This window comes from Enterobacter sp. ECC-249 (genome assembly GCF_043965265.1).
In the GTDB taxonomy this organism is placed as follows: domain Bacteria; phylum Pseudomonadota; class Gammaproteobacteria; order Enterobacterales; family Enterobacteriaceae; genus Enterobacter; species Enterobacter quasiroggenkampii.
The window spans coordinates 2248848-2261401 of the sequence record NZ_CP143660.1 but is presented as its reverse complement, the minus strand read 5'-3'; the positions used below and the strand labels follow the sequence as shown (position 1 = coordinate 2261401).

General features: G+C 57.0%; 9 protein-coding genes. 3 read left to right on the top strand and 6 right to left on the bottom strand.

All coding sequences use genetic code 11. The annotated features are described in order from the left end of the window. Nucleotides 1-66 precede the first annotated feature (66 nt). A complete protein-coding gene (locus V1587_RS10795; RefSeq protein WP_371897753.1) occupies nucleotides 67-651 on the top strand; it encodes a nucleoside triphosphate pyrophosphatase in 585 nt (194 codons plus the stop codon). A 134-nt stretch (nucleotides 652-785) separates the two neighbouring features. Here the strand turns inward: V1587_RS10795 and rluC are convergent, their stop codons facing one another. Next, nucleotides 786-1733, bottom strand: a complete 948-nt coding sequence (rluC, locus tag V1587_RS10790) for a 23S rRNA pseudouridine(955/2504/2580) synthase RluC (RefSeq protein WP_021240761.1) — start codon at nucleotides 1731-1733, stop codon at nucleotides 786-788. Between the two features lie 572 nt (nucleotides 1734-2305). On the opposite strand from rluC, the gene rne reads away from it, so the two are divergent. Next, nucleotides 2306-5434, top strand: a complete 3129-nt coding sequence (gene rne / locus V1587_RS10785) for a ribonuclease E (RefSeq protein ID WP_371897754.1) — start codon at nucleotides 2306-2308, stop codon at nucleotides 5432-5434. Nucleotides 5435-5475: 41 nt separating this feature from the next. Here rne and V1587_RS10780 read toward each other — a convergent pair whose 3' ends face one another. Then, on the bottom strand, nucleotides 5476-6378 hold the full coding sequence (locus V1587_RS10780; RefSeq protein WP_371897755.1) for a LysR family transcriptional regulator: 903 nt from the start codon (nucleotides 6376-6378) through the stop codon (nucleotides 5476-5478). A 145-nt stretch (nucleotides 6379-6523) separates the two neighbouring features. On the opposite strand from V1587_RS10780, the gene V1587_RS10775 reads away from it, so the two are divergent. Further along, on the top strand, nucleotides 6524-7738 hold the full coding sequence (locus V1587_RS10775) for an MFS transporter (protein WP_371897756.1): 1215 nt from the start codon (nucleotides 6524-6526) through the stop codon (nucleotides 7736-7738). 75 nt (nucleotides 7739-7813) lie between these two features. Here V1587_RS10775 and flgL read toward each other — a convergent pair whose 3' ends face one another. The 4 genes from flgL to V1587_RS10755 form a co-directional block, all read right to left on the bottom strand. Next, complete coding sequence (flgL, locus tag V1587_RS10770) at nucleotides 7814-8767, bottom strand: flagellar hook-associated protein FlgL (protein WP_371897757.1); 954 nt, start codon at nucleotides 8765-8767, stop codon at nucleotides 7814-7816. Nucleotides 8768-8781: 14 nt separating this feature from the next. Then, the gene (gene flgK, locus V1587_RS10765) at nucleotides 8782-10422 is read right to left on the bottom strand and encodes a flagellar hook-associated protein FlgK (protein WP_371897758.1); all 1641 of its coding nucleotides are present in this window, start codon (nucleotides 10420-10422) and stop codon (nucleotides 8782-8784) included. A 75-nt stretch (nucleotides 10423-10497) separates the two neighbouring features. Continuing rightward, on the bottom strand, nucleotides 10498-11451 hold the full coding sequence (gene flgJ / locus V1587_RS10760) for a flagellar assembly peptidoglycan hydrolase FlgJ (RefSeq protein ID WP_371897759.1): 954 nt from the start codon (nucleotides 11449-11451) through the stop codon (nucleotides 10498-10500). Further along, nucleotides 11451-12548, bottom strand: coding sequence for a flagellar basal body P-ring protein FlgI (locus V1587_RS10755; protein WP_029740346.1), 1098 nt, complete (start codon nucleotides 12546-12548; stop codon nucleotides 11451-11453). Before V1587_RS10755 ends, flgJ begins: the two co-directional genes overlap by 1 nt. Nucleotides 12549-12554 lie beyond the last annotated feature (6 nt).

Sequence of the window (12554 nt, the reverse complement as noted above, 5' to 3'; positions counted from 1 at the left end):
TCGCACACATTGCGGCCTGTAGTTTAAAATGGCTGGCATCGATACGCTATATCTGGTGATAAAAATATGCCAAATCTCGTCCTTGCTTCCACGTCTCCCTACCGCCGAATGCTGCTGGAAAAGCTCGGGATCCCGTTTGAATGCGCCGCGCCAGAGGTGGATGAGACGCCACAGCCGGGCGAGTCACCGCGTCATCTGGTGACGCGTCTTGCTAAGGAGAAGGCGCAGTCGCTGGCCGCACGTTACCCAGCACATTTGATTATAGGCTCCGACCAGGTTTGCGTGCTGGACGGCGAAATCACCGGCAAGCCCCATACGGAGGAGAACGCTTGCCAGCAGCTTCTCCGTGCGCGAGGCACTATCGTGACCTTTTATACCGGCCTGGCGCTCTATAACTCCGCCTCCGGTCATCTGCAAACCGAATGCGAGCCGTTCGACGTACACTTCCGCCATCTCAGTGAGCAAGAGATTGTGGATTATGTGCGTCGGGAACGTCCGCTGAACTGCGCGGGGAGCTTTAAAAGTGAAGGACTGGGGATTGCGCTGTTCGACAAGCTGGACGGTCGCGATCCCAACACGCTGGTGGGGTTACCGCTGATTGCCTTGTGTCAGATGTTACGGCGAGAAGAGTGTAATCCGCTGACGGTGTGACCTTCGCCCAGCGGCGCTTCGCTTGCATGGGCCTACTAAACTGCGGGCTGATGCCCTCCCCCCCCGGCCCTCTCCCAAGGGGAGAGGGAGCAAACATTAAAAACGGCAACGAATGTTGCCGTTTTACGTTTACCTTAGCCGCGCAGCACCTTAAGACAGCGTTTCAGCTGCTCATCCAGCGGCGCTTCAATACGGATGACTTCACCGGTATTCGGATGGGTAAACTTCAGCGCTGCCGCATGCAGGAACAGACGCGACAGTCCCGTACCCGCCAGCTGCTTATCAAACTCGCGGTCGCCATAGCGGTCATCAAACGCAATGGGGTGCCCTGCGAACTGCGTATGCACGCGGATCTGGTGGGTGCGACCGGTCACCGGACTGCAGCGCACCAGCGTGGCAAACTCATAGCGCTCTTCAACCTTAAAGCGCGTCTCAGACGGTTTCCCTTCCTGGCTCACGCGGACAATGCGCTCACCGCTTTGCAGAATGTTCTTCAGTAGCGGCGCCTGCACCACTTTTACATGGGACTGCCACTGGCCGCGCACCAGCGCCAGATAGTCTTTCTGCATCCCTTTCTCACGCAGCTGTTCGTGCAGAGAACGCAGCGCGGAACGCTTTTTCGCTACCAGCAGTACGCCAGATGTGTCACGGTCAAGGCGGTGCACCAGCTCAAGGAAGCGCGCTTCCGGGCGCAGGGCACGCAGCCCTTCAATCACGCCGAAGCTCAGACCGCTACCGCCATGGACTGCCGTTCCTGACGGTTTATTCAGCACCAGAATATGGTCGTCTTCGTAAAGGATGACATCGCTAAGGGCCGCCACTTTCTGTAGCTTCGGTGAAACGGTCTCTTCTTCACGTTCTGCAACGCGCACCGGCGGAATACGCACTTCATCGCCCGCCTCGAGCTTGTACTCAGGCTTCACGCGTTTTTTGTTAACCCGCACCTCGCCCTTACGCAGGATGCGGTAAATCATGCTCTTCGGCACCCCTTTGAGCTGGGTACGCAAAAAGTTATCGATACGTTGCCCCGCTTCATCTTCGGCGATGGCAACCATTTTTACGGCTGGAGTCTCTGTTTTCATGGTTGGCGATTCTAAATATCGACAGCCATTAGCGCCACTCATTTTTCTATGCTTATATTTACTTTTATCCGGCCTGTCCCCCGTTTCGCGCAACCGATTTGGTGGTTATTAAACCAATCGCCATTCTGAAGTGAAGAAACTGTGAGTAACCGGGTGATAATTGGTAAAAGTCATCTTGCTATAACCCGGCGAGCAGTGGAATAATGAGGCTGTTTTCCGTGTTAAATCCTGGTTAAGTAAGGATGTTGACGGAATGACCAATTTTGTCTGACCGATCATCCACGCAGCAATGGCGTAAGACGTATTGATCTTTCAGGCAGTTAGCGGGCTGCGGGTTGCAGTACTTCCCGGTATAAGGATTGTTCTCTGGAGAGTTCTACCCAGGCAATTCCCCTGATAATTGCGCTGTGTTTCCGTATGAAATACAGGCAACCGACACTCTGCGCCTCTTAAGCGAGCGACAACCGTGAGGTTGGCGACGTGAACAGACACGAGGCCATCGGTTCATACCCCGGAAAGCGTCACCTTGCCCGCAGCTTTGTCGTCAATGTAAGAATAACGAGTAAGTTACGATGAAAAGAATGTTAATCAACGCAACTCAGCAAGAAGAGTTGCGTGTCGCCCTTGTGGATGGGCAGCGCCTGTACGATCTGGATATCGAAAGTCCTGGACACGAACAGAAAAAAGCGAACATTTACAAAGGTAAAATCACCCGCATTGAACCAAGCCTTGAAGCTGCATTTGTCGATTACGGTGCTGAGCGTCATGGTTTCCTCCCTCTGAAAGAAATCGCCCGCGAATATTTCCCTGCAAACTACAACGCCCATGGCCGACCAAACATCAAAGATGTTCTGCGTGAAGGTCAGGAAGTTATCGTTCAGATTGATAAAGAAGAGCGTGGCAACAAAGGTGCCGCACTGACTACCTTTATCAGCCTGGCAGGGAGCTATCTGGTTCTGATGCCTAACAACCCGCGTGCGGGTGGCATCTCTCGCCGTATCGAAGGTGATGACCGTACCGAGCTGAAAGAAGCGCTGGCAAGCCTTGAACTGCCTGATGGCATGGGGCTTATCGTGCGTACCGCGGGCGTGGGCAAATCAGCCGAAGCGCTGCAGTGGGACCTGAGCTTCCGTCTGAAGCACTGGGAAGCTATCCAGAAAGCAGCGGAAAGCCGCCCTGCTCCGTTCCTGATCCACCAGGAAAGCAACGTGATCGTGCGTGCCTTCCGTGACTATCTGCGTCAGGACATCGGTGAGATTCTGATCGATAACCCGAAAGTGCTTGAGCTGGCGCGCCAGCACATCGCCGCACTGGGCCGTCCAGATTTTACCAGCAAAATTAAACTGTACACCGGTGAAATCCCGCTGTTCAGCCACTATCAGATCGAATCCCAGATTGAATCCGCCTTCCAGCGTGAAGTGCGTCTGCCGTCCGGTGGTTCTATCGTTATCGATACCACTGAAGCGCTGACCGCTATCGACATCAACTCCGCTCGCGCAACGCGCGGTGGCGATATCGAAGAGACCGCCTTCAACACCAACCTTGAAGCCGCTGATGAAATCGCCCGCCAGCTCCGCCTGCGCGACCTGGGCGGTCTGATTGTTATCGACTTCATCGACATGACCCCTGTTCGCCACCAGCGTGCGGTAGAAAACCGCCTGCGCGAAGCGGTGCGTCAGGATCGTGCGCGTATCCAGATTAGCCATATCTCACGCTTTGGCCTGCTGGAGATGTCCCGCCAGCGTCTGAGCCCGTCGCTGGGCGAGTCCAGCCATCACGTTTGTCCGCGCTGCTCCGGCACCGGTACCGTGCGTGATAACGAATCTCTGTCCCTCTCTATCCTGCGTCTGATTGAAGAAGAAGCGCTGAAAGAGAATACCAAAGAGGTTCACGCGATTGTTCCTGTGCCAATTGCCTCCTACCTGCTGAACGAAAAACGTGCAGCGGTAAGCGCGATTGAAGCGCGTCAGGGCGGCGTTCGCTGCATCATCGTGCCAAACGACCAGATGGAAACCCCGCACTATCACGTGCTGCGTGTCCGTAAAGGCGAAGAGACGTCAACGCTCAGCTACCTGCTGCCGAAGCTGCACGAAGAAGAGATGGCCCTGCCTTCAGATGAAGAGCCAGCCGAGCGTAAACTGCCAGAGCAGCCTGCGTTAGCCACCTTCATCATGCCAGAAGCCCCACCGGAAGCAGCCCTGGAAAAACCAGCGGCCAAACCTGCGGCGCAGAAACCAGAAGCCGCGGCAGAGAAAGCCCAGCCGGCGCAGCCGGGTCTGCTGAGCCGCTTCTTCGGCGCGCTGAAGAAGATGTTTGCTGGCGAAGAAGTTCAGCCAGAGCAGCCGAAAGAAGAGCCAAAAGCGGCCAAGCCTGAACGTCAGCAGGACCGCCGTAAGCGTCAGAACAACCGCCGCGACCGTAATGACCGTAGCGACCGTAATGACCGTAATGACCGCAGCGAGCGTCGCGACAACCGTGACAACCGCTCTGAGAATAACGAAGGCCGTGAGCAACGCGAAGACAACCGCCGCAACCGTCGCGAGAAACAGCAGCAGAATGTTGAAGATCGTGAAATTCGCCAGCAGGCGGGCGATGAGTCTGAGAAGAGCAAACAGCGTGACGACCAGCAGCCGCGCCGTGAACGCAACCGTCGCCGTCACGACGAGAAGCGTCAGGCACAGCAGGAAGTCAAAAACCTGAACCGCGAAGAGCCTGTTGAACAGCAGGACGGCGAGCAGGAAGAACGTACTCAGGTTATGCCGCGTCGTAAGCAGCGTCAGCTTGCTCAGAAAGTCCGCTTCGCTTCTGAAGCAACCGAAGAGTCAGCAATCGTCCCGGTTGAAACCGGTGAGAGCGCAACCGGTACGCAGCTGGCAAAAGTTGACCTGCCAGCGGTCGTTGATAACAACGTTGATCAGGATGAAAACGGTGAAAACCGTGATAACGCCGGCATGCCGCGCCGTTCACGTCGTTCCCCACGTCATCTGCGCGTCAGCGGCCAGCGCCGTCGTCGCTATCGTGACGAGCGTTACCCGACTCAGTCGCCAATGCCGCTGACCATTGCCTGTGCTTCGCCAGAAATGGCTTCCGGCAAAGTCTGGATCCGCTACCCGGTTGCTCGTCCGGAGCAGGTTGTTGAAGAACAGCCTGTAACCGAAGAGGTGATTGCACCTGTGGCAGCGGTAGAAGACGTTGTGACTGAAGCGGCAACCGTGGTTGAACCTCAGGTTGTTGAAACGGAAGCACCTCAGGCAGTTGAAGTCGAAACCACGCATCCGGAAGTGATTGCCGCGCCGGTTGATGCCGCACCGCAGCTTATTGCTGAAGAAGATGCCGTGGTGGCTGAGGAAATCGCTGAAGAGGCTGAACCTGTAGCCGCAGCGGAAGACACCGCTGAAGCCATCGTCGAAACTACCACTGAAGAAGTCGTTCAGGACGTTGAGATTGAGGTTGAACCGGTTGTTGAAGAACCGAAAGCGCCTGAAGTGAAACCAGAGCCGGTTGTTTCTGCGCCAGCCGCTGCCCACGTGGCGACAGCACCGATGACGCGCGCTCCGGCGCCGGATTACGTGCCTGAAGCACCGCGTCACAGCGACTGGGTTCGCCCGGCGTTCAGCTTCGACGGTAAAGGCGCTGCAGGCGGCCACAGTGCAACGCATCAGGCGACTGCACCGGCAACGCGTCCGCAGTCTGTCGAATAACGACGCTGAAAGTAAAAAGCCGACCTTTGGGTCGGCTTTTTTTATGGCTGCTGCACGGGCTTTCTCATCCCGGTGACTTCCGGCATGACCTGCCGCATCAGCTCCAGAAAACGCCGCAAGCGCGCCGGATAATAACGGGACCAGGGATAAACCAGATGCACCGGTAGCGCCGCTGGCTGCCACTCCGGCAGCAAATGCACCAGCCGCCCTTCCCGAATATCGTCCTGTACCGTCCAACTGGAGACCACCGCCACGCCAAGGCCGGTAAGTGCCGTATTACGTGCGACATACAGGCTGTCGGTGCTGAGGCGTGGCGTAATAGCAATCCGCGCGGTAGCGGGCGAGGCATCGTGAAAAAGCTCCACGTGGCGCTGGTAGAAAGAGCTAATGGCTATCCAGGGAAACTGCTGTAAATCTTCCGGCGCATTCACCGCCGGGAAGCGGGCCAGCAGTGCCGGCGCGGCCACCACCGAGCGCGGCACTTCCGCCAGCAGCACTGACACGGTCGCCGGATCGACCTCCACGCCCACCCGAATAGCACAGTCAAGGTTGTCGCCGAGGAAGTCCGCCGACCGATCGTTAAGCATCCACTCAATCGAAAGCTGCGGGTAGCGTTGCAAAAATTCGGTTACCGGTTTCAGGAGCTGATCCTGACCAAACGCGTGCGGAGCGCGCACCCGCAGCACGCCTACGGGCTCATCTTCCGTCTGCCCCACCTCATCTTCCAGCGCCAGCCAGCTGTCAATCACCCGACGGGCGTGCTGGTAGCAGCGCTCACCGTCATCCGTCAGCCGCGTCGTATGGGTGGTGCGCAATATCAGGCGTACGCCCAGCATCGTCTCAAGCGACTGTAACCGTCTGCTCACCGTGGCCTGGGTGGTGGCCAGCTGCCGCGCCGCCGCAGAGAGGGAACCCGCCTCCACGATGCGCACAAACGTCCGCATCAACTCCACCCTGTCTATACGCTCAGCTCTTTTCATCGCATTTTCACCTATACGCCCAACGTATAAGCGTTTTACCACCGGGCCCGCTACCGTCGCAAGGCGTACTGATAAAAAATAGCCTCACACGACGAATGAGGAACTTCTTATGAACACAACAACCGCCGCCCATGCCGTGAGCCGCTGGGTAATCTTAATGCTGGCGATCGGTGCTGGTTTCAGCGTGGCATCTATCTATTATGCCCAGCCTCTGCTGCCGCTGATGGGCGCAGATCTGCATCTGAGCATTGAAGGTATGGGCCTGGTGCCAACATTAACGCAGGCAGGCTACGCGCTCGGCATACTGTTCCTGCTTCCTCTGGGCGATCGCCACGACCGCAGGACGTTAATTCTGATTAAAAGCGCAGCGCTGGCGCTGTTTCTTCTCGGCTGTAGCCTGACCGGGCAGATCCATTCTCTGCTGCTGGCAAGCCTGCTCATCGGCATGGCCGCCACCATGGCACAGGATATCGTCCCTGCCGCGGCCATTCTTGCGCCGGAAGGTAAGCAGGGGAAAACCGTGGGCACGGTAATGACCGGGCTGCTGATGGGCATCTTATTATCAAGAACCGTGAGCGGCGTGGTGGGTGAAGCGTTTGGCTGGCGCGTCATGTACCAGCTGGCGGCGGCGAGCATTGCGTTCATCGGCGTGATGATGTGGTTTGTGCTTCCCCGTTTTGCCATTCACTCCACGCTGAGCTACCCCGCGCTGATGCGCTCAATGGAACATCTGTGGCGTCGTTATCCGGCGCTGCGCCGCGCGGCGCTGGCTCAGGGTTTCCTGTCGATTGCCTTTAGCGCCTTCTGGTCAACGCTCGCGGTCATGCTGCTGGAACGCTATCACCTGGGCAGTGCCGTAGCGGGTGGTTTTGGTATTGCCGGTGCCGCCGGTGCATTAGCTGCCCCGCTGGCGGGGGGTCTGGCGGATAAACTGGGCGCAGGAAAAGTCACGCAGCTTGGTGCCGTTCTTGTGACCGTCTCCTTCGCCCTGATGTTCCTGATGCCCGCCTTGGGCGTTCATGGACAGCTGATTCTTATCGCCATCTCCGCCGTCGGGTTCGATCTGGGCCTGCAGTCCAGCCTGGTCGCTCACCAGAACCTGGTCTACAGCCTTGAACCGCAGGCGCGGGGTCGTCTCAATGCCCTGCTCTTTACGGTGGTCTTTATCGGGATGGCGCTGGGTTCCGCGTTAGGCAGCAATATCTATTCGCTGGCTGGCTGGACGGGCGTGGTTGCGCTGGCGACAGTCTGTGGCGTCATTGCGCTGGCAATCCGTTTGATAGAAAGCGCACGAGTCGCCTCCATACCGGCGGAAGTTGCATAAAAAAAATGCCCAATCCAGACGGATTGGGCAGCAAAACATGCCCAGTTTCAAGACATGCTCTAAGAGGTCAAGATGTTATTTGTTCAGCTGGAACAGAGACATGCCCTGCATATCGCTAAACGCTTTATAAGACGCCTGCAAGGCCGCCTGCTGCATGGTGTAAGAGGAAATCGCTTCGTTCCAGTCAACATCCACCAGATCGCTCATCTGCTTGGTCTGACCCAGCGCGCGGTCATCACCCAGCGTATCGAGTTTTTCCAGCTCGTTCATCTTGGTTCCCACATCCGCAACGACCGTCAGGACGTTGTTCTGGGCGTTTTGGATGCCGATTTGCGCATTGGCAATCACCTGATTTTGTGCCGTTGCGGCAGCCGGATCGTTCTCAATCGGTGTTTTCAGCGCAGCGACAGCAGAATCAAGGATTTTGAACATGTTTGTTTCACCATAGCCACCACCCGGCAATTGCTCCGCATTACTGGTAATGCTTTCGAAAATCTGCTGGCCGGTATGACTAATCGCCATATTTCGCGCCGTATCGACCTGCTGGGTGATGGCTTCAGCGCCGCCCTTGTAGTCGCCGGTTACGGAATCAAACGGTGCGCTCTCGGTTTTGTACCCGGCAAAGATAAAGCGACCATTGCCATCCGTCGTGTTGGCCAGGTTCATCAGCTGATCGCGAATCCCCTGGATATCGGTCGCCAGAGCAAGACGATCGTCATCGTTTAATGTGCCGTTCGATGCGTAAACCAGCTTCTCGCGCACGCTTGAGATCGCGCTATTCACCTGAGCCAATACGTTATCTTCCAGCGAGACCTTTTGCGTGGCAAAGGTTCGCGCCAGAGCAAACTGACTGTTTTGCGACTGAGATTGTGACAGAACGATGGCCTGCGACGCGGCGATAGGATCGTCCGAAGGACGATTGACGCGCTTACCGGTGGACATCTGCTCGCCGTAGCTCAGCCATCTGCTCTGGGAATCGGTGATCCCACGCATGTTCTGCTCGTACATCATCTGGGTGCTAATACGCATTGTTCACCTCAACCTTAACGAATGTTGATAATTGCATCGAAGAGCGTGCTGGCAGTCTGGAGAACCTGGGCGTTCGCCAGGTAATACTGCTGATAACGCTGCAAATTGCCATACTCTTCGTCGAGGTTTACCCCAGATATGGTCTGCTGCTGTCTGATCAGCTGCGTTTCTACATCGGCTTTCGTCTGGCTGCTTACTTTCAGTGAGGCCGTGGAACTTCCGACAGTACTTACAAGCGAGGCATACGCATCGTTGAAGCTTTTGTTCCCGCCTACCACTTTACTGTTTTGCAGTTCGAGCATTTTCTTGCCATTGCGGTTGTCGCTCTCACCGCCGTTCTGCACCGATGCCATCGCCAGCTTGGACTCGTCGCTGATCGCCAGATCCATGTTCATGATGACGTTGGTAACCGGCTTCACGGTAAAGCTGTCTTTGGTATTTGCCGTGCCGCTCACGTTAACGTTAAGACCATCAAACGACAGATTACCGCTGGCATCCGGGCTCATCGTAAAGCTGGTTTTGTCTGATGTGCGGGTGACCGTCCAGTCAGTGCCGTTAAACTGCAGCTTATAGTCTGTCGCCTGGACCTGTTTGCTGTCCGCCACCGAAGCCGTAACAACCGCCGATCCGCCGTTCTTGCTGTTGGACAGCACTGCCGGAGAACCAAAGTTGAACAGCTTACCGCCCGCATCACCGTTTGCATCAAAACCGGCTTCATGCTGCGTGTTCATCGCATCGGCAAAGGCCAGCGCCATCTGGTTCAGGCTGTTACGGGCTTTATCCAGATCTTCATTACGGAAGGTCAGTAAACCGCCTAAAGAACCGGTAGTGATAAATTTCTCGGGGATCTCAATATTACCCGCAACGTCATCGACGTAGGCGATGGTCGTACGAGCCGGATCGGCGCTGGACTTCACGGCAGCCAGCTGGCTGGCTTTGCTGCCCTGCACCAGGCTGTAACCATTGCCGAGAGAGATATTAAACGTGCCGCTGTCCTGTACGGAGACTTCCACGCCGACGATTTTGTTCAGTTCAGTCACGAGCTGATCCCGCTGGTCGAGCAGGTCGTTAGGCGATGCGCCCGCACCGACGCCGGTCAAACGAGAAATCTGATCGTTCAGATTCGCAATCTGCGTCGCGTAGTTGTTGATCTGAGACACGCTGCTTGAGATGGCGGTATTGACCTGCGTATCCTGGTCACGAAGATACTGATCGTTGGTTTTGAACTGATTGACCAGACCGCCCGCTTTCCCCAGCACCGTCTGACGTGCAGCCGGATCTTCCGCGTTGCTCACCAGCGTTTGCAGACTTTTGAAGAAGTCCTGCAGCGTGGTGGAGAGCGAGTTGGTGGTATCGGAGAGCACGTCGTCGATTTTTGACATCTGCTGATAGCGCGTCGTCAGACCGCTGCTCTGCGTCTGCGCAGCGCGCAGCTGGTTGGTGATGAAGGCGTCATACTCACGCTGGACACCGGAGACATAAACCCCGTTACCCACCCAGCCACCGCCGGTCAGCGTGCTGTTAGATGCGCCCAGCACCGTGGTCTGGCGGGTGTAACCTGCCACGTTATAGCTTGAAATATTATTACTGACGGTATTGAGTGCCGACTGCGCAGCACTGAGGCCACTCATGGCGCTGTTAATCAAACTGGACATGGGGGTTCCTTTTATACGTTCAGACACGAGTCCTGATGAAGGTTATCGGCAACCTCCACCGGGACTTGAGAACTTTCAGAACAGATTTTCAATATCTGTGCTATAGGCTTTGCTGACCTTCTCGCCCATGGATTTCAGCTGCTGGATCATGCTGGTGAGCTTACGAGCATAGTTCGGGTCGGTCGCGTAGCCCGCGTTTTGCAGCGCCTGAGCGCCCTGCTCCGCCGTCGCCGCCTGCGTTACGGCGGTATAGCGCGGATTTCGGCTCAGCAGGCCAACATAATCGGACAAGGCTTCCAGATACGAGCTGTAGACGCGGAATTTGGCTTTCACCTTCACCGCCGCACCGTTCTCGTATTCCGTGGTCGTAATCTCCGTGGTTGGCCCCTTCCAGCTGGAGGTAGCCTTCACGCCGAAGATGTTGAAGCTCGGCTCGCCGTTTTCCTTGCGGATCTGGCGCTGACCCCAGCCCGACTCCAGCGCGGCCTGCGCCAGAATCAGGTGATGCGGCACGCCGCTCTGTTGGCTGGCAAGACGCGCAGGCAGAGAAAGCTGCGCCAGGAAGTCTTTGCTGTCACCGGAGAGCGGCTCATCGCCGCTGCCCGTGGCTTTCGGCATGGCTTTACGCACCATTTGCGTCAGGGCCTGGTTCTGATAGCTGGTCACCGTTTCCAGGTCGAACTTCATCGGCACCTGCTGCGGCTGATCCTGAGGCTGGATGCCCTGCGCGGCTTCGGTCTGTTTCACAATCATGTCAGCCAGACCGAGGCCTTTACCGGCCGTCATCTGCTGCGCAATCTGCTGGTCATACATGCTGGTGTAGAGACGCGTTGAATCACTGCTGAACATCCCGTCTTTCGGCAGGGTTTCACGCATGCTTTTCAGCATCATCTGTACAAACATCCCTTCCACCTGGCGGGCGACCGGACGGATATTCGCCGCCGGGTCTTTTCCTGCTTTGGTTTTCAGCTCGTTGAGCGACTGGGCGTCCCAGGCTGCACTGGTCAACAGTTTGCTATCGGTCAGCATTAGATGATTTCCAGTTTGGCGCGCAGGCAGCCCGCGCTTTGCATCGATTGCAGGATGGACATCAGATCCATCGGCGTTGCGCCCAGGGCGTTCAGGGCACGCACCACGCTGTTCAGGTTGGCGCTGGAGCGAACGCTTTGCAGAGACCCGCCGCTCTGGCGCATATCAATCTGCGTTTGCGGCGTCACCACCGTCTGACCGCCACCAAATGGCGTGTTCGGCTGACTCACGTTCGCGGAGCGGTTTACCGTCACGGAGAGATTACCCTGCGCCACGGCGCAGCTGTCGAGCGATACTTCCCGGTTCATAACCACCGAGCCGGTGCGGGAGTTGATGATGACCTTCGCATCCTGGACCGGAACGTTCACTTCCATATTCTGGATATCCGCCAGCATGCGCACCTGGTTGCTGCTGCCGGTGGAGGTACGGATCTGCACGGTGCGCGCATCAAGTGCCGTTGCATTACCGTAGCCGCGGCTGCGGTTGATGGTATCGGCAATCTGCTGCGCCATCGTGAAGTCTTCATTATTGAGCTGCAGGTTAATGGTGTTGCCCGCGCCAAACTGGGTCGGCAGTTCACGCTCAATGATCGCTCCGTTGGTGATACGTCCGCCGTTGAGCTGGTTCACCTGCACGCTGCTTCCGCCTGCGGATGCACCCGCACCGCCGACCAGAATGTTCCCCTGCGCCAGCGCATAGACCTGGCTGTCGACGCCCTTCAGCGGGGTCATCAGCAGCGTACCGCCGCGCAGGCTTTTGGCGTTACCCATTGAGGATACCACCACGTCAATGGTCTGCCCCTGACGCGCAAACGCCGGGTAAGACGCGGTAACCATTACCGCAGCCACGTTTTTCAGCTGCATGTTGGTTCCCGCCGGCACGGTAATGCCGAGCTGGGAAAGCATGTTGTTCAGGCTTTGGGTGGTGAACGGCGTCTGGGTCGTCTGGTCACCGGTACCATCCAGACCCACCACCAGGCCGTAGCCAATCAGGGAGTTTTCGCGAACGCCCTGAACGCTGGTGAGGTCGCGAATACGGTCAGCCTGGGCAAAGGTTGCCACCAGCGCGAGCGCCACGGCGAAGATCGATTTAAACATGGGTCA